This window comes from Pseudoclavibacter sp. CFCC 13796, assembly GCF_008831185.1.
Classification (GTDB): domain Bacteria; phylum Actinomycetota; class Actinomycetes; order Actinomycetales; family Microbacteriaceae; genus Pseudoclavibacter_A.
In genome coordinates this window covers 306,690-328,937 of record NZ_WBKD01000001.1, presented here as the reverse complement: position 1 = coordinate 328,937, position 22,248 = coordinate 306,690, and the positions used below count along the sequence as shown (strand labels likewise).

General features: G+C 65.1%; 23 protein-coding genes and 1 tRNA gene. 12 read left to right on the top strand and 12 right to left on the bottom strand.

The window, feature by feature from the left end; translation table 11 throughout:
* Window positions 1-110: 110 nt before the first annotated feature.
* A complete protein-coding gene (locus tag F8O07_RS01545; RefSeq protein WP_158030416.1) occupies window positions 111-653 on the top strand; it encodes a PadR family transcriptional regulator in 543 nt (180 codons plus the stop codon).
* Complete coding sequence (locus F8O07_RS01540; RefSeq protein WP_158030415.1) at window positions 650-1,633, top strand: zinc-binding alcohol dehydrogenase family protein; 984 nt, start codon at window positions 650-652, stop codon at window positions 1,631-1,633. The genes F8O07_RS01545 and F8O07_RS01540 overlap by 4 nt, the downstream gene beginning before the upstream one ends.
* A gap of 9 nt (window positions 1,634-1,642) precedes the next feature.
* Here the strand turns inward: F8O07_RS01540 and panB are convergent, their stop codons facing one another.
* The 3 genes from panB to F8O07_RS01525 form a co-directional block, all read right to left on the bottom strand.
* Window positions 1,643-2,539: a 3-methyl-2-oxobutanoate hydroxymethyltransferase gene (gene panB, locus F8O07_RS01535; protein WP_158030414.1), complete on the bottom strand. Its 897-nt coding sequence runs from the start codon at window positions 2,537-2,539 to the stop codon at window positions 1,643-1,645.
* A 174-nt stretch (window positions 2,540-2,713) separates the two neighbouring features.
* On the bottom strand, window positions 2,714-3,799 hold the full coding sequence (locus tag F8O07_RS01530) for a 2,3-butanediol dehydrogenase (protein ID WP_158030413.1): 1,086 nt from the start codon (window positions 3,797-3,799) through the stop codon (window positions 2,714-2,716).
* Between the two features lie 203 nt (window positions 3,800-4,002).
* Window positions 4,003-4,578, bottom strand: coding sequence for a hypothetical protein (locus tag F8O07_RS01525; protein WP_158030412.1), 576 nt, complete (start codon window positions 4,576-4,578; stop codon window positions 4,003-4,005).
* 107 nt (window positions 4,579-4,685) lie between these two features.
* On the opposite strand from F8O07_RS01525, the gene F8O07_RS01520 reads away from it, so the two are divergent.
* Window positions 4,686-5,225 (top strand): peptidylprolyl isomerase, encoded by a 540-nt coding sequence (locus tag F8O07_RS01520; RefSeq protein ID WP_158030411.1) that lies wholly within the window; start codon window positions 4,686-4,688, stop codon window positions 5,223-5,225.
* Window positions 5,226-5,228: 3 nt separating this feature from the next.
* Window positions 5,229-5,951: a rhomboid family intramembrane serine protease gene (locus tag F8O07_RS01515; protein WP_158030410.1), complete on the top strand. Its 723-nt coding sequence runs from the start codon at window positions 5,229-5,231 to the stop codon at window positions 5,949-5,951.
* A gap of 57 nt (window positions 5,952-6,008) precedes the next feature.
* Here F8O07_RS01515 and F8O07_RS01510 read toward each other — a convergent pair whose 3' ends face one another.
* Window positions 6,009-6,266 (bottom strand): cell division protein CrgA, encoded by a 258-nt coding sequence (locus tag F8O07_RS01510; RefSeq protein WP_158030409.1) that lies wholly within the window; start codon window positions 6,264-6,266, stop codon window positions 6,009-6,011.
* A gap of 33 nt (window positions 6,267-6,299) precedes the next feature.
* Here F8O07_RS01510 and F8O07_RS01505 point away from each other — a divergent pair, with 33 nt between their 5' ends.
* The 3 genes from F8O07_RS01505 to F8O07_RS01500 are packed head-to-tail and all read left to right on the top strand — an operon-like array spanning window position 6,300 to window position 7,867.
* Complete coding sequence (locus tag F8O07_RS01505; protein WP_158030408.1) at window positions 6,300-7,070, top strand: class E sortase; 771 nt, start codon at window positions 6,300-6,302, stop codon at window positions 7,068-7,070.
* Window positions 7,071-7,073: 3 nt separating this feature from the next.
* Entirely contained in the window at window positions 7,074-7,229 is a 156-nt protein-coding gene (locus F8O07_RS10510; protein WP_192496582.1) for a hypothetical protein, read from the top strand.
* Window positions 7,229-7,867, top strand: coding sequence for an anthranilate synthase component II (locus F8O07_RS01500; protein ID WP_158030407.1), 639 nt, complete (start codon window positions 7,229-7,231; stop codon window positions 7,865-7,867). The genes F8O07_RS10510 and F8O07_RS01500 overlap by 1 nt, the downstream gene beginning before the upstream one ends.
* 116 nt (window positions 7,868-7,983) lie before the next feature.
* On the opposite strand, the gene pknB is transcribed toward F8O07_RS01500, so the two are convergent.
* The 7 genes from pknB to F8O07_RS01465 all read right to left on the bottom strand — a co-directional run bounded on the left by pknB (window position 7,984) and on the right by F8O07_RS01465 (window position 17,047).
* On the bottom strand, window positions 7,984-9,765 hold the full coding sequence (gene pknB, locus F8O07_RS01495; RefSeq protein WP_158030406.1) for a Stk1 family PASTA domain-containing Ser/Thr kinase: 1,782 nt from the start codon (window positions 9,763-9,765) through the stop codon (window positions 7,984-7,986).
* A gap of 202 nt (window positions 9,766-9,967) precedes the next feature.
* Window positions 9,968-11,530: a serine/threonine-protein kinase gene (locus F8O07_RS01490; protein ID WP_158030405.1), complete on the bottom strand. Its 1,563-nt coding sequence runs from the start codon at window positions 11,528-11,530 to the stop codon at window positions 9,968-9,970.
* Entirely contained in the window at window positions 11,527-12,981 is a 1,455-nt protein-coding gene (locus tag F8O07_RS01485; protein ID WP_158030404.1) for a peptidoglycan D,D-transpeptidase FtsI family protein, read from the bottom strand. Before F8O07_RS01485 ends, F8O07_RS01490 begins: the two co-directional genes overlap by 4 nt.
* Window positions 12,978-14,402, bottom strand: coding sequence for an FtsW/RodA/SpoVE family cell cycle protein (locus tag F8O07_RS01480; RefSeq protein WP_158030403.1), 1,425 nt, complete (start codon window positions 14,400-14,402; stop codon window positions 12,978-12,980). Before F8O07_RS01480 ends, F8O07_RS01485 begins: the two co-directional genes overlap by 4 nt.
* Window positions 14,399-15,850, bottom strand: a complete 1,452-nt coding sequence (locus tag F8O07_RS01475) for a PP2C family protein-serine/threonine phosphatase (RefSeq protein WP_158030402.1) — start codon at window positions 15,848-15,850, stop codon at window positions 14,399-14,401. Before F8O07_RS01475 ends, F8O07_RS01480 begins: the two co-directional genes overlap by 4 nt.
* A 4-nt stretch (window positions 15,851-15,854) precedes the next feature.
* A complete protein-coding gene (locus F8O07_RS01470; protein WP_158030401.1) occupies window positions 15,855-16,376 on the bottom strand; it encodes an FHA domain-containing protein in 522 nt (173 codons plus the stop codon).
* Window positions 16,376-17,047 (bottom strand): FhaA domain-containing protein, encoded by a 672-nt coding sequence (locus tag F8O07_RS01465; protein WP_158030400.1) that lies wholly within the window; start codon window positions 17,045-17,047, stop codon window positions 16,376-16,378. The genes F8O07_RS01470 and F8O07_RS01465 overlap by 1 nt, the downstream gene beginning before the upstream one ends.
* A 140-nt stretch (window positions 17,048-17,187) precedes the next feature.
* On the opposite strand from F8O07_RS01465, the gene F8O07_RS01460 reads away from it, so the two are divergent.
* From F8O07_RS01460 to F8O07_RS01450, 3 genes are all read left to right on the top strand, one after another.
* Window positions 17,188-17,271 (top strand) — tRNA-Leu (locus F8O07_RS01460).
* 388 nt (window positions 17,272-17,659) lie between these two features.
* A complete protein-coding gene (locus F8O07_RS01455) occupies window positions 17,660-18,214 on the top strand; it encodes a hypothetical protein (RefSeq protein WP_158030399.1) in 555 nt (184 codons plus the stop codon).
* Window positions 18,215-18,218: 4 nt separating this feature from the next.
* Window positions 18,219-18,818, top strand: a complete 600-nt coding sequence (locus F8O07_RS01450; RefSeq protein WP_158030398.1) for a TetR/AcrR family transcriptional regulator — start codon at window positions 18,219-18,221, stop codon at window positions 18,816-18,818.
* 45 nt (window positions 18,819-18,863) lie between these two features.
* Here F8O07_RS01450 and F8O07_RS01445 read toward each other — a convergent pair whose 3' ends face one another.
* The gene (locus tag F8O07_RS01445; protein ID WP_158030397.1) at window positions 18,864-20,012 is read right to left on the bottom strand and encodes an ABC transporter ATP-binding protein; all 1,149 of its coding nucleotides are present in this window, start codon (window positions 20,010-20,012) and stop codon (window positions 18,864-18,866) included.
* 250 nt (window positions 20,013-20,262) lie between these two features.
* On the opposite strand from F8O07_RS01445, the gene F8O07_RS01440 reads away from it, so the two are divergent.
* Complete coding sequence (locus tag F8O07_RS01440; protein ID WP_192496722.1) at window positions 20,263-21,222, top strand: carbohydrate ABC transporter permease; 960 nt, start codon at window positions 20,263-20,265, stop codon at window positions 21,220-21,222.
* Window positions 21,222-22,175 carry a carbohydrate ABC transporter permease gene (locus F8O07_RS01435; protein ID WP_412973603.1) on the top strand — a complete coding sequence of 318 codons (954 nt, stop codon included), beginning with the start codon at window positions 21,222-21,224 and terminating at the stop codon, window positions 22,173-22,175. Before F8O07_RS01440 ends, F8O07_RS01435 begins: the two co-directional genes overlap by 1 nt.
* Window positions 22,176-22,248 lie beyond the last annotated feature (73 nt).

Below are 22,248 nucleotides of genomic sequence, written 5' to 3'. Positions count from 1 at the left end.
CCAAGCCCTGTGCAGCGCTCGGCCCGGCAGTCTGATCGTTCGGCAGATGCGCAGCTCAAGCTTATACCTCTGATCGTTGTGCCTCGAATCGTGGTGCTACAGTCGGAGACGTGATCGAGTTGATGATTCTGGGTTTTCTGGCCGAGGGCCCGTTGCACGGGTACGAGCTGAGGCGCCGGATGAACCGCCTGCACGGGTATGCGCGTGCCATCAGTGACGGAACGATCTATCCGGCGATCAACCGTCTCATCGCGTCGGGAGCGCTCCTCCAGACTCTCGAGACCGGGCGTGGGGCGACCACGCGGCGAACCCTGCACCTGACGGAGCGCGGGCATGAGCAGCTGCTGCAGCGGCTGCGTGCCGCCTCGGGCCATGACATCACCGACGGCGCACGGTTCTTCATCGTGCTGGCCTTCCTGTCGCTCCTGCCCGACGATTTCGAGCGTCGCGCCGTGCTGCAGCGCCGCCTCGACTTTCTCGACCAGCCGGTCGGCTTCTTCTTCGACGCAGACCGACCCCTGCGTGCAGCCGAGATTACCGATCCCTACCGCCAAGGCATCCTCGTGACCGCTCGCGCGGCCCGCAGAGCAGAGCTCACGTGGCTGCGTGACCAGCTCGGGCCCACCTCACGCTCAGTTCGGGAGCAGACATGACCACCATGCGCGCAGTCGTTCTCGATGCCCCGGGGCCGGTGGCCAATCTGCACATTCGTGACCTGTCCATCCCGGTGCCGGCGCCTGGGTGGGTGCGCATCACGGTGAAGGCGTTCGGTCTCAACCGTTCAGAACTGCATACACGCCTCGGGTTCGCCGGCCCCGCCGTGACCTATCCCCGGGTGCTCGGCATCGAGGCCACCGGAGTCATCGACGACGACCCGTCGGGTCGTTTCGCCCGTGGGCAGCAGGTCATGACGCTCATGGGGGGCATGGGGCGCACTTTCGACGGCGGCTACGCGCAGTACACCTGCGTGCCGGTTCACCAGGTCATCCCCTTTCACTCGGATCTCGACTGGGCCACGCTCGGCGCGATCCCGGAGATGTTGCAGACGGCACACGGCTCACTCACCATCGGCCTCGACGTGCAGGCCGCGCAGAGCCTGCTGGTGCGCGGGGGCACGTCGTCGGTGGGGCTCGCGGCAGCCGTTCTCGCCAAACGCCAGGGGCTGACGGTGCTGTCGACCACACGCAGCCCGGCCAAAGCCGATGCGCTCAGAGCCGCCGGCGTCGATCACGTGCTCATAGACGACGGAGCCGTCGCACCCCAGGTGCGCTCGGTGCTGCCCGAGGGCGTCGACGCGGCACTCGAGCTGGTCGGCACGCCGACACTCCCGGACACCCTGCGCGCCACCCGTGTGCACGGGGTCGTCTGCTTCACAGGGATGCTCTCGAACCAATGGACGGTCAAAGACTTCTACCCCATCGACTACATTCCCCGCGGTGTGCGTCTGACGGCTTACTCAGGCGACGCGGGTGATCTGCCAGTGGACGTGCTGCAGCAGTATCTCGATGACGTCGAGGCCGGCCGCACGGTCGTGCCGATCGACCGGGTGTTCTCTCTCGACCAGATTCGAGAAGCGCATGCTCTGATGGAATCCGGTCAGGCGCACGGCAAGCTCGTCGTCCTGCTCGACTGATCAAGCCGTTCAGAACTGATGCTCAGGCCCGGGAAAGGCGCCCGAGGCGACATCGGCGGCATACGCACGCGCTGCATCCACCAGCGCGCCGCGAACGTCTGCATACTGCTTGACGAAGCGCGGCATACGGCCGGCGCGCAGCCCGGCCATGTCCTGCCAGACCAGCACTTGAGCGTCGCATCCCGCGCCGGCGCCGATGCCGACGGTCGGAATGCGCAGCGCAGCGGTGACCTCTGCGGCGACGGCTGCGGGCACCATCTCGAGCACGACGGCGAATGCACCGGCTGCCTCGAGCGCTCGGGCGTCGGCGATGAGACGGGCTCCGTCGTCTCCCCTGCCCTGCACGCGATAGCCGCCGAGCTGGTGCTCAGATTGCGGCGTGAACCCGATGTGCGCCATCACGGGCACGCCGCTGTGCACGAGTTTCTCGACCTGCGGCACGACCTCGACCCCGCCTTCGAGCTTGACCGCGTGAGCGCCCGCCTCTTTGAGAAAGCGTGCTGCAGTCAGAAACGCCTGCTCAGGCGAGGCCTGATATGACCCGAAAGGCAGGTCGACGACGATCAGCGCCCGCCTCGCAGCTCGTGAGACCCCACGCGTCAGCATGATCATCTCGTCGACGGTGACCGGCAGCGAGCTCTCATTGCCCAGCACGTTGTTCGAGGCCGAGTCGCCGACGAGGAGCACGGGAATGCCCGCCTCTTCGAAGACCTGCGCGGTGTACATGTCGTACGCGGTGAGCATCGCCCAGCGCTCGCCGCGATCCTTCATCTGCTGCAGATGCGGGATGCGTACGCGTGCAAGCGGCGTTGCCGGCGCTGTGCCCGGCTCGGGCAGGCCGGATGCGGTGGATGCGTCGGCAGAAATGGCCGGGGGTGTGCCGTACGGTGCGGGCTGCTCGCTCACGCGAATCCTCTGTTCGTCAGTCGATGCACGGAGGCACGACTCGGGAAGCGTCAGTGCTCGTGCGGGGTCGTGGTCCAGCGTACTCGACTGAGAGGCGAGCGTTATATGCCGTTTTCGACATGTGACGCTCGCCTCTCGAAGAGGTCAGTGCAGGCGCGCTGACTGCTGTCTCGCCTAATTCTCGTCGAGTCCCTCGCCAGAAGGCGACACCAGGATCTTCACGGCCGTCTCGTTGCGATGGATCAGTGTGTCGAAGCCCTCGTCGACCAGGTGCTCGAGAGCGATCTTGCCGGTGATGAACGGCTTGAGGTCGATCTTGCCGCTCTCGACGAGCTTGATGGTCGCCGGGTGGCTGTTCACGTAGCCGATGGTGCCGCGGATGTCGAGCTCTTTCATGACGATCTTGTGCATGTCGAGTTCGGCCTTCTTGCCCCAGATCGACACGATGACGATCACGCCGGTCGGGCGCACGGCGTCGAGCAGGGTGTCGAGCACGACCTGAACGCTGGTGCACTCGAACGCGACGTCGGCACCCTTGCCGTCGGTGAGTTTGCGGGTCTCTTCGACCACGTCGACCTCGGCGGGATTGAAGGCATAGTCGGCGACGCCGGCGTCGAGGGCCTTCTGCCGGCGCAGCGGGCTCAGTTCAGAGATGACGACCTTCACACCCAGTGCGTGCAGCACGGCTGCGGTCAGCTGACCGATGGGGCCGGCGCCGCCGATGATGGCGGTCTGACCTGCCTGAACGCCGGAGCGCTCGACGGCGTGATAGGCCACCGAGAGGGGCTCGATGAGTGCGGCCTGATCGAGAGGCAGACTCTGATCGATCTTGTGCACCCAGCGGCGGCGCACCACGATGTTCTCGGCAAGGCCGCCGCCGCGGCCGGCGAGACCGATGAAGTTCATGTCTTTCGAGAGGTGGTAGTCCTTGCTCTCGGGGCCGGTGTAGACGTCATCGCTGATGATGTACGGCTCGACCACGACGTGATCGCCGACTTTGAGATCGTCGACGCCTTCGCCGACCTCGCTGATGACGCCCGAGAACTCGTGCCCGAGGGTGACCGGGGCCGATTCTCCCGAGATGGGGTGCGGATGCCCTGCCGGCGGCACGAAGATCGGGCCGTCGAGGAACTCGTGCAGGTCGGTGCCGCAGATGCCGCACCACGCGACATCGATGCGCACCGTGCCGGGCTTCAGCTGCTGTGGCTCGATGTCTTCGATGCGAATGTCGCCGCGGTCGTAATAGCGTGCTGCCTTCATGGTGTGGTTGTCTCCCTTGCGTGACGCGACAGCACGCGCACGGTGGCTGTCGCAGTGTTGGGTCGACGGTGTCCCCCGTCGACCCAAGTGTATCGAGAGCGAGACAACGAACTCTGAACGGCAGAGAAACAGCCGCGAAGTGTCTTGTTCTGGGACACTTCGCGGCTGTCGGTCAGCGGTGCAGGTCAGCGCTGACGAGCGAATCAGAGATCGTCGCCGAATTCGTCGTCGATGCCGATCCAGTGTTCGTCGGCCAGCGTGACAGCACGAACGACCGCCACGCCGAGGCCGACCACGACCGCGATGCCCAGTGTCGGCAGCACCCAGCGGGCGCCCGACTTCTTTGGCTCGGCCGCATCGGCGACCTGCTCGGTCACCTCGTGCGTCGCCTGCTGAGCCTGCTTCGCCGCCCGCTTGGCCGCCTTCTTCGTCTGTTTCACCGATTCGACCGCAGCCTCTTTCACCTCTGCCGCAGTGTGCTCGGCGCCCTGCTTGAGATCGGCAGCACCTCGACGCACACTCTCAGCCACATCGGCGTTGACCGGAGCCTCTTTCAGCGCCTCGAGCACGGCCTTCGCCGTGCCGACGGCAGTGATCGCTGCGGGCACCACATCGCTGTAGAAGCGCTCTTTTGCGACCTGTGTGGTCTGGCCGGCGACCTCTGCGCCTTTCTGCGCCAGCGGTTTGACGGTGTTGTTCGTGAAGTGCTCGAAGTCTCGGATCGCCTTCTCGAGGCGCGTCTTGAGCTGTTCGACGTTCTCAGTTGCCTTGTCTGCCATGGTGTGACCTCCTGTGCCCATTGTGCCATCTCAGGCAGAGGCCGTCAGGCTTCTGTGACAAACTCAACGCATCTTGCCAGCATCGTCGGTTGTGCGAGAATCGACGCATGACTCAGCACACGCATACTGCGACTCTGCACACGAACCACGGTGACATCGTCATCAACCTCTTCGGTTTCCAGGCACCGAAGACCGTCGAGAACTTCGTCGGTCTCGCCACCGGCGAGAAAGAGTGGAAGCACCCGGGCACCGGCGAGACCAAGACCACTCCCCTGTACCAGGATGTGATCTTCCACCGAGTGATCCCCGGCTTCATGATCCAAGGCGGCGACCCGATCGGCACCGGCACCGGCGGTCCGGGCTACGCCTTCGACGACGAGATTCACCCCGAGCTGCAGTTCACGAAGCCCTACCTGCTCGCGATGGCCAACGCCGGCCAGCGAGGCGGCCACGGCACCAATGGCTCGCAGTTCTTCATCACCGTCGACGCGACCCCATGGCTGAACGGGCACCACACCATCTTCGGCGAGGTCGCCGATGACGCCTCACGCAAGGTGGTCGACGAGATCGCAGCCGTCGCCACGCAGCCCGGCGACCGCCCGGTCGAAGACGTCGTCATCACCGGCGTCGACGTCGACAAGGCCTGACGCATGCCGTCATTGACTCAGCGGGTGCGTTGGGCGTTGAAGCGTCCCGGCGCACCCGTCGTCAGCTATGTGATCATCGCGCTGTGCGTGCTGGGCTATCTCCTGCAGCTCGTGGTGCCCGGCTTCACATCGCTGATGCAGTTTCACAGCGCGTATGTCGGCACGTTCTTTCTCGCCGGGCCCGAAGCCGCGTTCTCCGGGCTGATTCCCTTCGAACCCTGGCGGGCGATCACCTACGGCTTTGTGCACTCGACTCAGAGCGTGCTGCCGCTGCACCTGCTGTTGAACATGTACACACTGTGGATCTTCGGCACGATTCTCGAGCCGATGATCGGTCGCGGCCGTTTCATCACGCTCTACCTCTTCGGCCTCGTGGGCGGCGCACTGGGCGTGTACCTGCTCTCACCGCAGACCAGTGTGATCGGCGCCTCAGGGGCACTCTTCGCGATGATGGGTGCGCTGCTGGTGATTCAGCGTCGACTGGGCGGCCAGACGACGCAGCTGCTCGTACTGCTCGCGATCAACTTCTTCTACGGGTTCTTTGTCGGTGGGGTCAGCTGGCAGGCGCACCTCGGCGGTCTCGTCGTCGGCCTGCTCAGCGGGCTCATCCTGGCCGAAACGCGTCAGCCCAAAGACCGTACGCTGCGCATCGTCTACTTCGCCGTGCTCGGTGTGGTCATGGTGGTGCTGTTCGCGATCGCCCCGGGGATGCTCTGGCAGCGCTAGACGGTGATCTAGGCGGTGATGTTGTCGTTCATCGGTGCCTGCGGGGCGCGGCGGAGGTCAGCGCCAGCGTGTGGTCATCAAGAAGCCGACCATCAGAATGCCGAAGCCGACGAGGATGTTGCCCTGGCCGAGGGCCGGGATCGGCCACTGGGCGCTGAAGCTAATATAGAAAACGATGATCCAGAGCAGGCCGATCGCCATCAGGCCGAACATGACGAACTTGAACCACGGTGGGTTCGGTTTCGTGCTCTTCGACCGGTCGGCCGTCTCGGTCGCATCCTGCCGGTCGGAGTTCTTCTTCTTGTTGTTCGCCACGGAAGTACAGTGTAGCCCAAGGAGTGCAGACTTGTGAGTGAACCGATGTCGCGCCGAGAGCGCCGCCGCAGCGAGCAGCCGCGCCGCGTACGTCGCTCGGTGGGGTCGGTCATCGTGACGGTGATCGGCGAGCTGATGCTGACCGCGGGTGTGCTCGTGCTGCTCTTCATCGGCTGGAAGATGTGGGTCAACGACTCCAGCATCGACCGCTCTCAGGAAAGAGCCGCAGCCGGCATCTCTCAGGGCTGGCAGCAGGAGGCAACCCCAGGCACGGGCGGGCAGGCCACGGCAACGCCGGGCGACCCGAGCATCCACCCAGAGGGCAACGACATCTTCGGAGTGCTCTACATTCAGAGACTTGGCGACCAATGGCAGCGACCGATCGCTCGGGGAGTCGAGAAGAAGCCCGTGCTCGATCACATCGGCTTCGGCTGGTATCCCGATACGAATATGCCCGGCCAGGTCGGCAACTTCGCGGTCGCCGCACATCGTGGCGGTCAGGGCTCGAGCCTGCGCTACGTCGACAGCCTCACGGTCGGAGACAAAATGGTCGTCGAGACCAAAGACGGCTGGTACACCTACACCTATCGCAACACCGAGTACGTCATGGACGTCGACGTGAACGTGCTGAATCCGGTGCCGCAGAGCACCGTGCAGGCCACTGACCGGCTGTTGACGGTCACGAGCTGCAATCCGTATCCCTTCACGAACGGCGAGCGGATCATCTCGTACGGTGTGCTCGACAGCTTCCAGCCGCGCTCGGCGGGGGCACCCGCGTCACTGGACTATCTGCAGAAAGGCTGATCCATGTACGGACTGATCTGGAGAATTCTGCCGGGGCCTTGGCCGGTCAAACTGCTGCAGTCGCTGATTCTGGTCGGCGCGGTGCTCGCACTGCTCAACTGGGTCGTCTTTCCCTGGGTGAACACCCTGGTCGACACCGGCGAAGCGACGGTGGGCTGATGAGCGACATTCTGGTCGTCGACAACTACGACAGCTTCGTCTACACGATCAACGGCTACCTGCAGCAGCTGGGTGCGACGACGACGGTCGTGCGCAACGACGAGCTGCAGGCGAGCGATCTCGACGAGGCTCTGGGCCACGTCGCAGGGCTGCTGGTCTCGCCTGGACCCGGGACTCCGACTGACGCTGGAGTCAGCCCCGATGCCATTCGCTGGGCAGCTGCACATCGCCTGCCCATGCTGGGCGTCTGCCTGGGGCATCAGGCCCTGGCCGAGGTGTACGGAGCGACGGTGTCGAACGCCGAGCAGCTGATGCACGGCCGGCTCTCGACAGTCGTGCACGACGACGTGCCGTTCTTTGCGGGTGTTCCCGAGCGGTTTCAGGCCACGCGATATCACTCACTGGCGGTGGTGGATGCCACGGTGCCGTCCGAGCTGCAGGTGACGGCTCGTACTGATGACGGGGTGATTATGGCGCTCCAGCATCGTGAGCTGCCTCTGTGGGGTGTGCAGTACCACCCGGAGTCGGTGCTGACCGAGCACGGCTACCGTCAGTTCGGCAACTGGCTCGAACTGGCCGGTGTCAGGGGGGCCGCGGAACGCGCGTCCCACCTCAGCCCGCTGATCAACGAGGCGTGAGCCGCGGGGGCTGCCGCGAGACTCCCCAGCAGACCCCAGTCGTGCTCTGATATCAGGGCGAGCTGGATATCAGGGTGTGCTGTGCTCTGACTCGGCTGTGCTGCTTGCTGAGCTGACTACGGAGCCGGCGGCGCCGACGACTCAGGCGCCGGTGCCTCGCTCGACGGCGTCGGTGGTGGTGCGCACTTCGAGCTGTCAGCCATGTAGTAGTACAGGATGACCTCGGTCGAGGCGTTCGCTGCCAGCTCGGTACCCGGCTTCGGGTCAGAGAACTGCACCGTGTACGACGAAGCCTGGCAGCGGCGCACCGGCTGCGGCCGGGCGGAGAGCCCGAGATCGCGCAGCTGGCTGATCGCGTCATTGATCGGCTTGCCGACAAGATCGCCGGGGATGACGACACGGCCGGAAGAGATCTGCAGCCGCACTGAGGTTCCTGAGCGCACCTGGCTCTGCGCGGTGGGCTCAGAGGCGATGACCTGACCGGCGGGGACGTCGCCGTTGATCACCTGGGTGATCTGACCGACCTGCAGACCTGCATCGGTCAGCTTCTTGGTGGCCTCGTCCTGAGTGAGCTTCGAGACGTCGGGGATGGTGACCATGGGGGCACCGCTGGAGACCTTCACCTGGACGTCGCTGCCAGCCAGAGCCAGGGCTCCTGCCGGGGGATCGGTCTCGATGACGCGACCGGGCGAGACCGAGTCGTCGGTCTGATCGACCTTGACCGGGTTCAGCCCGCGGTCTTTCAGCTGCTGTTCGGCGGTCTGGTAGGTGGCTCCGGCAAGGTTCGGAACAGCGACCTGAGCGCCCTCGGGGCTGGCGATGCGCGGCTGCAGCAAGGCGAGCCAGAGAACGGCGATGACGCCGATGACGCCCACGCCGATCACGATGGCCCAAATGGTGCCGATGCCGCCTTTGCGCAGCTCGCGATCGATGAAGCGCGACGAGGGGTCGTCGTCTTCGGGGTCGAGATCGAGCGCGTCGTCGATGGGGGAGTCTTCGAGAATCAGAGTGCTCGCCGCATCGTAGCTCGGGCCGCGAGTAGGCACGCCCTGCGCCAAACGGTCGACGTCGGCTCGGAAGTCTTCGGCCGTCTGATACCGGCGCGTCGGGTCTTTCGCGAGAGCCGACAGAATGACACGGTCATCGTTCTCACCGAGGTCGTCGTTGAGGCTGCTCGGAGTCGGCGCGGTCGCGTTCACATGCTGATAGGCGATCGAGGCCGGGCTGTCGCCCTTGAACGGCACACGACCGACGAGCATCTCGTACAGGATGACGCCGACGCTGTAGAGGTCCGAACGGCCGTCGACACGGTCGCCACGCGCCTGCTCAGGGGCGAAGTAGAGCGCAGTGCCGACGACCGAACCGGTCTGGGCGACGGTGCCCTCGCTCTCGCTGAGCGCACGCGCCACGCCGAAGTCCATCACCTTTGCGTCGCCGCTCGAGGTGATCATGATGTTGCCGGGCTTGATGTCGCGGTGGATGATGTTGGCCCGGTGCGAGTACTCGAGCGCACGCAGCACTTGGTCGGTGATCTTCAGCGCCTCGGCGCGGTCGATCGTGCCCTTCGCGAGTTTCTCTTTGAGCGTCTGGCCCTCGACATATTCCATGACGAGGAACGGCACCTCTTGAGGGCTCGCATTCGGTCCAGTGGCGATCATGTCCTGCCCGGCATCGTACGTGCGCACGATGTACGGGCTGATCATGCGAGCTGCAGCGGTGGTCTCGTTGCGAAAGCGCTTCTGGAAGATCGGATCATCTGCCAGCTGAGGTCGAAGCAGTTTGATGGCCACGGTGCGACCAAGGCGGGTATCGGTACCAAGGTAGACGTCACCCATACCACCGTGCCCGATGAGACGGCCGACTCTGTATCGGCCGCTCAACAACGGCTGTTCACTCATACACCCACCTATAGACAGTAGATTCCGTCGGCCAGTCTAGCGGAAGCACGGCAGCTGCCACCGTAGACAGGCTTTGGTGAGACAAATTGCTGTTCGCATACGCTTCAGACGGTGTCGCTGGCCACCGGATAAGTGCTGCCTGTGAGCGCATTGAGATGAACAGCGTGACAACCGAAGACCGTCTGCAGACTGGGGAACTGGATCAGCTGCACTTACCTGTCGGCGCAGGTGTCGGCGTAGGAGTTGCCGTCGAAGGCGGCGTCCAAGTGTGTCCGGCGTTCTCACAGGACGCCTTGTCCGTGTAGGAGGATGCTGGTTTCGTGTACTGGCCCACCGTCACGCTGATGCTCACACCAGGTTGGAAGGTGCCGGCCTCATGGCTGAGCACTTTGCCGTCTTGGTCTTGCGAGTTCACCGACTGTTCGACTTGGTTGACCGAGAGCCCCTTGCCGTTCAGCTGGGCCCGCACAGCGGCGATGTCCTGCCCGACGAATTCGTCGGCCGCAATGGTCACCGTGTTCTGCGTGGGTGTCGGCGTCGGCGTGGGTGTCGGTGTCGGGGTGTGCGTCGGAGTCGGAGACGGCTTCTCAGAGGGAGTCTCTGAGGGAGTCTCGGTCACCGTCGGGCTCGGGGCCGGCGGTTCGGGCTCACTCTGATTGGCCAGCAGCGCCCAGACGCTGCCACCGGCGACGAGCAGCAGGAGCGCGATCAGCGCGACCAGGGGCCACGTCCATTTGTTGCGCTTCTTCTTCGGCCTGCTTTTTTTCGCATCGTCGACCTGGGTTGCGCTGGGGTCGAGCAGAGGCTGCCCGTTCTGTGTGCCGATGATGGCAGTGGCCGGCTGGGTGGCATCCTGTGTGGTGCCGATCAGCGCGGTCTCTTCGAGCGCGGTGGTCTGCTGCCCGGTCGGCGTGACCTGCGGAACCTCCATGGCCGCAGTGCGGATGTCGCCCACACGCAGCGCCTCAGCAGCTTTGGCCAGATGCGTGGCCGACTGCGGGCGGTCGGCGGGGTTCTTGGCGATGCAGCTCATCACGAGCTTGTTCACCGCAGCGGGCACGCTGGTGGGCAGCGGCGGGGGAGTCTCGTTGATCTGGGCCATTGCGATGGCGACCTGGCTCTCGCCGGTGAAGGGCCGACGACCGGCCAGGCATTCGTATGCCACGATGCCCAGCGAGTAGATGTCGGTGGCCGGTGACGCCGGGTGACCGCTCGCCTGTTCGGGCGAAAGGTACTGCACAGTGCCCATGACCTGCCCAGTGGCCGTCAGTGGCACCTGATCGGCGATGCGGGCGATGCCGAAATCGGTGATCTTGACATGGTGATCGGGCGTGATGAGCAGGTTGCCCGGTTTCACGTCGCGATGCACGAGACCCACCTTGTGCGCGGCGGCAAGCGCCTGCGCGGTCTGGGCGACGATGTCGAGCACCTGGTCGACCGGCAGAACGCGCTCATGCTCGAGCACGTTCGACAGCGGTTCGCCGGGCACGAGCTCCATCACCAGATAGGCGCTGCCCTTCTCTTCGCCGTAGTCGTAGACGCTGGCGATGCCCTCATGGTTCACGAGTGCGGCGTGCCGAGCCTCGGCGCGGAAGCGCTCCAAGAACCCGGGGTCGCCCATGTACTCGTCTTTCAGAATCTTGATGGCGACGTCGCGACCGATGACCTCGTCATAGGCCTTCCAGACCTCGCCCATTCCGCCGACCGCGATACGGCTCGTGAGCTTGTATCGTGCGCCGTACGTGAGGCCTTCTGTGGGTCTCATCTGTCTAACACCGCCTTCATGATCTTCTGCGCCATGGGAGCCGCCACCCGGTTCGAGCCCTCTGAGTCACCGTAAGCGCCGCCCTCTTCGACCACGACCGCGACTGCGACCTTGGGATCGTTCGCCGGCGCGAAGCCGGTGAACCAGAGATTGTACTGGCTCTCTTTGGTGGTCTCGGCGGTGCCCGTCTTTCCGGCGACCTCAACCCCGTCTATTCTTGCACCTGAAATCTCGCCCGATGAGACATTGTTCACCATCATCGAGGTGAGAGTCTGTGCGTTCTCTGCAGATATGGCCTGGTTGAGCTTCTGCGGAGAGAACTGCTGTGTGACCGACAGATCGCGGCCGCGCACGGCGTCGATCAGCCCGGGCTGCATGCGGGCGCCCTTGTTGCCGATCGTGGCCGAGATCGAGGCGACCTGCAGCGGCGTGACGCGCACATCGTACTGGCCGAAACTGGCCAGCTGCAGCTGTGCGGTGCTCATGCCGGTCGGGTATCGACTCGCGCTGACGTCGAGCGGAATCTGCTGGTTCTCGCCGAATCCGAAGTCTTTGGCCGTCGATGCGACCTTGTCTTCGCCCAGCTGTGCACCGAGCTCGGCGAACGGGATGTTGCACGAGTACTGCAGCGCGGTCTTCAGCGTGGTCTCAGCGCCGCCGTTGCCGCAGGCACGCTTGGTGACGTTGAAAATCTGTGTGCTGGTGCCAGTGAGAGTGAGCGAACCGGGGTTGGGGAAGGCGCTCTCGGGCGTGTAGCCGTTCTCGAGTGCGGCCGCCGACATGATCAGCTTGAACGTCGACCCGGGAGGGTACGTGTCACCGCCGATCGCGCGGTTCACCAGAGGCTTGTCCTCAGCCGCATTGAGCTGATCAAAGACCTGGTTGGCCTGGGCGGTGTCGTTGTCGGCGAGCTTGGCGGCGTCGAAGCCGGGCTTCGAGACCATCGCGAGGATGCGTCCGGTCGAGGGGTCCATGGCGACCGCTGCGCCCTTGCGATCGCCCAGGGCATCCCAGGCGGCCTTCTGCACGGCCGGGTCGATCGTCAGCACCACGTCGGAACCCCGCGGCTCGGTGCCGTTGACGCGGTCGACGAGCTGGTCGATGGTCTGGCCGCGACTGGTGCCGGTGAGCGTCAGGTTCTCGGCGCCCTCGATGCCGGTCGGAGCCAGGCTGTGCGAGTACCAGCCCGTGACGGCCGAGTACATCTCGCCGCCGGGGTAGCTGCGGGTGAACCGGTATTGGTTGTCGACCGGGTCGGACTGCGCGATCACCTGGTTGCCGACCACGATGCTGCCGCGCTGCACTTTGAAGCCGTCGAGAATGGCGCGCGAGTTTCGCGGGTCGCTGTTGAGCTGCTCGCCGAAGATGCCCTGAATCAGGCTCGTCGACACGAAGAGCGAGATGAAGAGCAGGAAGACGACGATCGCGACCCGGCGCAGACGCGTGGTCATGAGTGAGCCTCCTTCTCGGCAGGCGAGCCGACGGCGGATGCCGGGGCAGCGTCCGTCGTGCTGCGCAGGGCCCCGAATCGGTCGGCCTGCGATCGAATCGAGTCGGTGATGCGCAGCAGCAGCGCCATGATGACCCAGTTCGCCAGCAGGCTCGAGCCACCGGCTGCGAGGAACGGCGTGGGCAGGCCGGTGAGCGGGATCACCCGCGTCACACCGCCCACGACGATGAACACCTGCAGGCAGAGTACGAACGACAACCCGGTGGCCAGCAGGCGGCCGAAGTCGTCGCTCGCCGTGAAGCCGACGCGGAGCCCTCGGCCGACGAGCAGCAGGAACAGGCAGAGGATGGCGAAGATGCCGATCAGACCGACCTCTTCGCCGATGCTGGTGAAGATGTAGTCGGAGCGGGCAAGTGGGGTCAGCTGCGGGTAGCCACGCCCCCAGCCGGTGCCGAACATGCCGCCGTGCGCCTGACCGAAGAGTCCCTGCACGAGCTGGTAGCTGCCGCCGTACTGCTGGTTGTAGAGCGTGTCGTCGAGCGGGTCGAGCCAGGCGTGGACGCGACCCTGCACGAGCGGGATGAAGCGGTAGGCGGCGAGGCCGCCGGCGACGAACATGAGCAGCCCGATGACCACCCAGCTGGCCAGCCCGGTGGCGACGTAGAGCATCACCAAGAAGAGGCCGAAGTAGAGCAGCGAGGTGCCGAGGTCTTTCTGCACCACCAGCACGGTCATCGCCATCGCCCAGACGACGAGGATCGGCCCGGAGTCTTTGGGGCGCGGGAAGGTCATGCCGGCGAAGCGGCGGCCGGCGGCGGTGATGCTCTCGCCACGTGCGACCAGGTATCCGGCGAAGAAGACCGCGAGCGTGATCTTCGCGTACTCGCTGGGCTGGAAGGTGACCGGCCCAAGCTTGACCCAGAGCTCGGCATTGGTGCCCAGCGATGTGCCGATGCCCGGAATCATGGGCAGCACCAGCAGCACGATGCTCGCCAGCATGAACACGTAGGTGTATCGCTGCAGCACGCGGTGGTTGCGCAGAAAGTACAGCACGACCGCGGCGATGACGACGGCTGCCGTCGCCCAGAGCGCCTGGCGCATCGCGGGAGTCGAACCGGTCGACCCCTGGGCGATGTCGATGCGATAGATCGCGACGATGCCGATCGAGTTCAGCGTCGCGGCGATGGGCAGGATGATCGGGTCGGCCTTCGACGCCCGCACGCGCAGCACGATGTGCAGGGCGAGCACGGCGGCCCAGAAGACGGCTCCGATGACGAACGGGGGAATGTCGAGTGCGCCGAGTGCGCCGAGCTGCACAGCCGCCAGACCGAGCGCCGAGACGATGGCGCCGAGAACGAGCAGCACCAGCTCGATGCCGCGCAGATTCCGGTCGACCAGACGCAGATTGTGCTGGCGGCTCACTGGGCGGCCCCGTTCGTCGTGGCGCGCGGCGACGCGCTGCCGCGCTGGGCGTCAGAGGTGCCGTCAGGATGCGCGGTCAGGGGAGTCTCGTCGGGCTCGGCGACCGAGACCGGTCCGGTGCCGTCGTCTGGCTGCGGGCTCGGCGTCGACTGCGGCTGCTCGGTGCTGTCGCGCCGGCGGTGCTCGCTGTTCAGCTCGCCGAGGCGGCTGGCGGCCGCGTCGAGCGAGGGGAAGGCCACCGTCTCGCGCACCTGCTGCTGCGTGAGCTCGTCGAGGTCGGACATCGGAATCTGCGGCAGCCGCGAGTCGTCGACGGTGTGACTGAGCTTGAACGGGCCGACCTGCTGGTTCACACCCTGGTAGATGACGGCGTATCCGGCGTCTTCGCCGATGTAGTACTGCGTCTGCGTCCAGCGCCAGCCGAGCCAGGCGCCGAGGGCGATGCCGCCGATGATCAGCACGCTCAGCACGCTGACCACGACCCGGCGCAGGACGGTGCGGCGTCTGGTCTCGGCGATCAGCTCGTCGAGGTATTCGTCGGCCTGCGACTCGAACTGAGTGGGCTCGAGTCGTCGCGGCTTGAGATGGCTTGCCGCCTCACGCAGGGCATGCAGGCTCTGTGCCTTCTGTGTGCGGATGCGTTCGAGGTGGTCGAAGCGCACCTCGCGTGCCGCCGCGCCCACGATGACCGGATGCCCTGGGGTGCCGTGCGGAGTGGCGTCGGGGTCGGCATCGGGCTCGACCAGCACCACGGTGCAGTTGTCGGGCGCACCATTGCGCAGCGCGAGCTCGAGCAGATGCGCGCAGGTCATATCGGCGCTGTCGCCTCGTGCCAGAGTCTTGGCGATCGCCTCGTCGCCCACCGGCCCGCTCAGACCGTCGGAGCAGATCAGCAGTCGGTCGCCGGGGTTGATCTGCTCGGTGAAGACGTCGATGTCGGGGTTGGCCTCGATGTCGCCGAGCACGCGCATGATGACCGACCGTCGGGGGTGCACCAGCGCCTCTTCTGGGGTGATGCGACCGGCGTCGACCAGACGCTGCACGAAGGTGTGGTCTTTGGTCAGCTGGGTGAGCTCGCCGTCGCGCCAGCGATAGATGCGCGAGTCGCCGATGTGCGCGATGACCGCGGAGTCGCCGACAGCGAGAAAGCCTGAGAACGTGGTGCCCATGCCGGTGAGCTCCGGGTAGTCGGCCACAGTCTCGGAGAGCGTCGCGTTCGCCCGCCGCAGCGCCAGCTCGATCGCCTGCGCGGCCTCGTCGACGGTGTCGAAGCGCCGGTCGAGGTCGACCAGCGACTGTACGGTGAGCGCCGAGGCGATGTCGCCTCCGGCGTGTCCGCCCATGCCGTCGGCGACGGCGAACAGGTACTGACCGGCGATGGCCGAATCCTGGTTGTTGCGCCGCACCTTGCCGGTGTGGCTCAGCGCAGTTGCTCTCAGCACGGTCATGAGATCAGCCTCGCAGCTCCATGACGGTGGTGCCGATGGTGATGGGCACGCCGATGCCGACCGGCGTCGGTCGCGCGATGCGCTGACCGCCGACCATCGTGCCGTTCGTCGAGCCGAGGTCTTCGACCATCCAGGTGTCGCCGCGTTTCGACAGACGGGCATGGTGCGTCGAGGTGTAGTCGTCACGCAGCACGACGCTCGAGTCGACGCTGCGGCCGAAGGTCAGGGCGTCCTGGCTGAGCGTGAGCTGGCGACCGCGCACCGGACCTGCGGTGAACACGAGGTGGGCAGGCGTGCCCGTCGAGGCGGCGGATGCCGCGCGGCGTCCCGAGGCCGCAGGTGCGGGAGGTGCAGCGGCAGGAGAGGCCGCCGGAGCCGAGCCGGCGCTCGCGGCTGCACCGCGCATCCGCTTGACCTTCGGGCCGAACAGATCGGAGCGCACGGCCCAGATGACCGAGAAGACGAAAAGCCAGAGCAGCACCAGGAACACGGCGCTGATCAGCAGGTAGAGCAGCTCGCCGCTCATCAGCCCACCGCCTTCGGTGCACGACGGTACGAGATCGGCGTCGAACCGACCACGAAGTCGAGGGGGCCGGCGAGCTCCAGGGTCGTGATGCGCTGGCCGTCGACCTTGGTGCCGTTGGTCGAGCCGAGGTCGCGCAGCACGACGGTGGTGCCGTCCCAGGTCACACTGGCGTGCTGCTTCGAGACCGCCGAGTCGTTGACGGTGACGTCGCACTCATGGCTGCGCCCGATGGTCGTGACCCCATGGCGCAACGGGTAGGACTGCCCCTGCACCTCGAGCACCGGTACAAGGGTGACGTCGCCGACGGTGGTCGAGCTGGTCACGTCGAGCATGCCGACGCTCTGACTCTCGTCAGGCACGATGGCAACGGTGAGCGGGCCGGGAAACTGGTACCCCTGCTGATGTGCGTAGGTGTGCAGGTCGGCGACGAACTGGTTCGCCAGCGAAGAGCCCTGCGCCTTGAGACGGTCGAAGTCGGCCTGGCTGATGCGCACGCGCAGGGCGTTCGGCACCAGAATCGTGTCACGCGAGAGGATGCGCGTGTTCGAGTCGAGCTCTCCCTTCAGCGCAGAGAAGATCTCGAGCGGCTGCAGGCGGGAGCGAAACGTCTTGGCGAAGGCGCCGTTGACAGCACGCTCCAAGCCGCGTTCCACATTATCGAGTAGTCCCACTCGTCTCCTCACACCGATCTGTCGCAGCCATGGTACCCGGTTCAGCTGTGAGACGAGGAGTCGAGTTGCCGTGGAGCATCGTTTTCATGCTAATCTGTTCCAGTGCAATCGCGCAGTTCGGCCCAGTCGAGGTGCGCAATGCCCGAGTGGCGGAATTGGTAGACGCGCTAGCTTCAGGTGCTAGTGATCGCAAGGTCGTGGGGGTTCAAGTCCCCCCTCGGGCACACAGGGAAAAGCCCCGGAATCTCAACGGTTCCGGGGCTTTTTTGTGCACGTTGTCGGGCGCATGTCCCATGTGGTGCCCTGAGCGTTTTCGATGATTCGCCCGAACGCGGTCACAGCCTCGCGTTGAACGCTGATTCGATGCTGTGGCTGACGTGATACCGCTGCTCCTCATATCCCCTCGTTGAACGAGACTCTTCTCGGGTTCGAACTCTGCCCCGGCCGAGGTGTGTGGTGGATGCGCCGGCGTGAAGCGCGCTGCATTTGCGGGGGATGCTGTTTCTCTGCCAGAAGAGTGTGGTGAGCGTGACGGCGATCGAGCGACGGATTTTTGTGAGTACACTTGTGCTAACAAATTGACGAGTGTGAGCGAAGCAGCGAGGAGCGGACATGATTCTGACGGGGATCGTGGTGTGTGAAGTCTTATTCTGGGGGGCCATTCTCAGCGGGCTCGCGGCGAGATATCTTCTGCGGCGCCCCCGTCTCGGTGCCGGACTCTTGATACTCGCCCCGGTGATCGACATCGTGCTGCTCGCGTTGGTCGCAGTGGACCTCTTCGGCGGGGGAACAGCCTCTTGGCAGCACGGTCTCGCCGCGATTTATATCGGTATCTCGGTGGCATATGGCAAGCGCATGGTCACGTGGGCAGACGTTCGCTTTGCCCATCGATTCGCGGGAGGCCCGGAGCCTGAGCAGCTCACTGGAACCCGCTACAGCATCAAGTGCTGGCGCGATGTGCTGCTGACCGGCCTTGCGGTGGCCATCGCCGCTGCCATCCTCGGCGCGATCATCTTTCTCGTCAACGATTCGGAGCGCACCGCGGCGCTCTCGGGATACTTCGGCATTCTCGGGATCATCTTTGCCGTCGACCTTGTCTGGGCGCTCAGCTACACCGTCTGGCCGAAGAGCTCCATCGACACGGTGCAGAACAGTACCTCACACTAAAGCCATGCCACGGAGAATCGACACCGAAGCACGCACGGCTGCGATTGCGGCGGCGGCCCTGTGCGTCCTCGAACGCGACGGACTCGCCGGCCTGTCAGTGCGGGGCCTCGCCGCAGAGGCAGGAATCGCCGTCGCGTCGCTGCGGCGGGCATTCCCGACTCAGCACGCCCTTCGAGAGTACTGCCTTGAGCTCATCGAGGAACGAGCGGCGGCCAGGATCACGTCACTCGACCTGACCGGCCGGGCCTTGGCGGATGCGCTGCTCGCGCAATTGCTTCCACTGGACGAGGAGCGGCGTCTCGAGTTGGTCGCGCAGGTGCAATTGGGGGTGCTCTCCCTCACCGACCGTGACCTGCGCCCGGCAGCCGCGAGACTCAACGCACTGGTGGGTAGGGTGTGCCGCATCGCGATTGATCTCGTAGCCTCAGCAGGCCAACTCGATGGCGGGCGTGACCCGGACCACGAAGCGCAGAGACTGCGAGCGTTGCTGGATGGAATCGCTATGCAGAGTCTTTGGAGCGGAGACACGCAAGGAGCGAGTCAGATGCTCAGCATGCTCGCGCGTCACCTTGACGAACTTGCTCTGCCTGGTGCTCCTGCTTGAAATGTCGCCGAGATGGGCCCGCTGGTCAGTGCAGCTCGACCGCCATCAGGCCGACTGCAGCACAGGCGCGGCTGATCGGGTGAGCCGCTCGCCGCTCGCGGGCTCGAAGAGATGCAGTCGGCGTTCATCGAAGCCGATCGGCACGATGTCGTCGACGGCCGGGTGGCTGCGGCCGTCAACGCGCACGACCAGACGAATCTGTTCGGCGGAGTGCGGAGATCCCGCATGGGCGGCACCGAGCACTCCGGGTCGCGCTGTGCTGGTCGCGGGTCGAGCCTCGGCCACCCAGGCGAGTGGGGAATCGCTGCTGCGCAGCAGGTCGCCGTACAGAAACGCCTCGGCACCCAGCACCTCGACCGAACGCACCAGCAGGCGGGCCTGAGCCTGATCGGCCGGCACGAGCCGGACATCCTCAGGACGGATGCCGACCAGGGTCGGGCGGCCGTCGCGAACCGGCGCCTCGAAGAGACTCATCGAAGGCGAGCCGATGAAGCCGGCGACGAACGCGTTCGCCGGAGTGTCATAGAGGGCCACCGGGGTGCTCAGCTGTTGCAGGGTGCCGTCGCGCAGCACGGCGACGCGATCGCCCATGGTCATGGCCTCGGTCTGATCGTGCGTGACATAGACCGTGGTGACGCCCAGCTCGCGGGTCAGCGCGGAGATCTCGGCCCGAGTCTGCACGCGCAGACGTGCGTCGAGGTTCGAGAGCGGCTCGTCCATGAGAAAGACTTTTGGCTCGCGGACGATCGCACGCCCCATGGCCACACGCTGACGCTGCCCGCCAGAGAGCGCTTTGGGCTTGCGCTCGAGCATCTCGGTCAGGTCGAGCATCTCGGCCGCGCGGCGAACCTTGGCCTCACGGTCGACACGGTTGACCTTCGCGAGCTTGAGCGCGAACCCCATGTTCTCGGCCACGGTCATGTGCGGGTACAGCGCGTAGTTCTGAAAGACCATCGCGATGTCACGGTCTTTGGGGTCGACGTCGGTGACGTCACGGCCGTCGATGCAGATGCGCCCCTCGGTCACCTGTTCGAGCCCGGCGAGCATGCGCAGCGTCGTCGACTTGCCGCACCCTGACGGGCCGACGAGCACGAGAAACTCGCCATCGGGAATGCTCAGCTGCAGATCGTTCACCGACGGGGCATCTGCACCTGGGTAGACACAGCTGACATGGTCGAACAGCACGGATGACATCGGGCTCCAATCGCGGCGGACGGGTGCGCATCAAGACGAAGGCGCACGCTGAGCACGAAGATAGTGGCCGCATTCAAGCAGCCGATGAACCGGTGATGAACCTTCGTTAATGCTCGGTGAACGAGAGTGAACTCTGTCTGACCGACTGCTGAAAGTGGGCTGAGGCGCGAGTCCGGCTTCCTAAGCTGACTCGGTGTCGGCGCTCTGCACGAGGTGAGAGCGCCTCGAACTCCAGGAGCTTTCATTGAGTGTGACCTCTGTCTCAGAGCGCGTCGCCGGCAAGTCGTCTGATCGACCGGTCAGTGTTCAGCGCTCGGTGAGCCCGCGTGGGCGCCGTCGGTACAAGTGGAGGGACATCGGGTTCTTTCTGCTGCTGGCCGGGCCGAACGTGGCTCTGCTGGCACTCTTCGTCTACCGTCCCCTGCTGCAGAGCTTCAGTTACTCGTTGCTGCAGTGGAATGTCGGATCGGAGGTCGCGCAGTTCGTCGGGCTGCAGAACTACGTCAACTGGTTCACCGCACCTTCGACCGGACAGATCATGCTGAACACGACGGTCTTCACTCTCGTGACCGTCGTCGGCGGCATGGTGCTGGGACTCGGCCTTGCACTCGTTCTCAACCGCAAACTTCGCGGGCACACCATCGTGCGAACCGTCAGCTTCGCTCCGTACGTGTTGAGCGGCGTGGCCGTCGGCCTGCTGTGGCTCTTCATCTTCGACCCCCGGTACGGGGTGCTGGCCTCGGTGCTGGGCGCCATCGGGATGCCGTCGCCAGACTGGTACAACTCGTCGCCATGGCCTTTGGTCATGCTGATGATCGTCTACATCTGGAAGAACGTCGGCTATGTCGCTCTGATCTATCTCGCGGGACTCCAGGCGATTCCGCACGAGGTCTTCGAAGCTGCCGCTCTCGACGGCGCCACTCGGAGGCAGACGACGCGGCGTGTGGTGATCCCCCTGCTCGGCTCGACCACGTTCTTCTTGAGCATCACCACGCTGCTCAGCTCACTGCAGTCGTTCGATCTGATCCAGGCGATGACACGTGGTGGGCCGGTCGGCTCGACCACGACCCTCATGTACCAGATCTACCAAGAGGGATTCGTGAACGGTCGGGCCGGATTCGCCTCTGCCGTCGCAACCGTCCTCTTCTTCATTCTGCTCGTGATCACGATCATCCAGCTTGTGGTCATGGAGCGAAAGGTGAACTTCTGATGAGCACTCCCACGATCACCGAGCCACGTTCGGGCGCCGAGCTTCTCGACGCCGAAGCGGTGCAGACCAGCATGATGCGTGCCTCCGAGTCGCGTGCCGCTGAGTCGCGTGGCGGCAGGCCGCGCGGCGGGCTTCTGGGCCATCTCGATCTTGGCTCGTACCTCGTCATGATCGTCGCCGCAGCCGTCATGGTCTTTCCGCTGATCTGGATGGTGGTCTCGAGCTTCAAACAGCAGAACGAGATCTTCACGATTCCGCTGCAGTGGCTGCCCAGCAGCCTGCAGTTCGGCAACTACGCCGAGGTCGCCGACACCCTGCCGATCGGGCGACTCTTCGTGAACAGTGTGCTGGTGACGATTCTCGGATCGGGTCTCAAGGTGCTCTTGGGCCTGACCACCGCGTACGCACTGGTGTTCATCCGGTTTCCGTTCAAGCGCACGATCTTCGTGATCGTGCTCGCCGCACTGATGGTTCCGCAGCAGATCACGATCATCCCGAACTACACCTTGGTGGCCTCGTTGGGGTGGGTCAACACCTACCAGGGCATCGTCGTGCCCGGCCTGGCCAGCGCGTTTGGCACCTTTCTCTTCAGGCAGCACTTCATGACGCTGCCCAAGTCGGTGCTCGAGTCGGCTGAGGTCGACGGTGCCGGCCACTGGCGTCGACTCTGGGGCTTCGTCGTGCCGATGTCTGCTCCGACGATCGTCGCAGTGACCCTGGTGTCGATCGTCACCGAGTGGAACGAGTACCTCTGGCCGCTGCTGATCATCGACAAGCCCGACATGATGACTCTTCCGGTCGGGCTCACCCTGCTGCAGAACGTCGACGGATCGAACAACTGGGGTGTGATCCTCGCCGCCACGGTGATCGTCACACTGCCGGTGCTGGCGGTCTTCCTGGCCATGCAGAAGCGCCTGGTCGCAGGGCTGACTGCCGGCGCGGTCAAAGGATGACCGCGGCGCTCGATGTCCACAGACGACCACGCGCGTCGAACGCCGGCCATCGCCGCTGACCCTCTCACTGCCG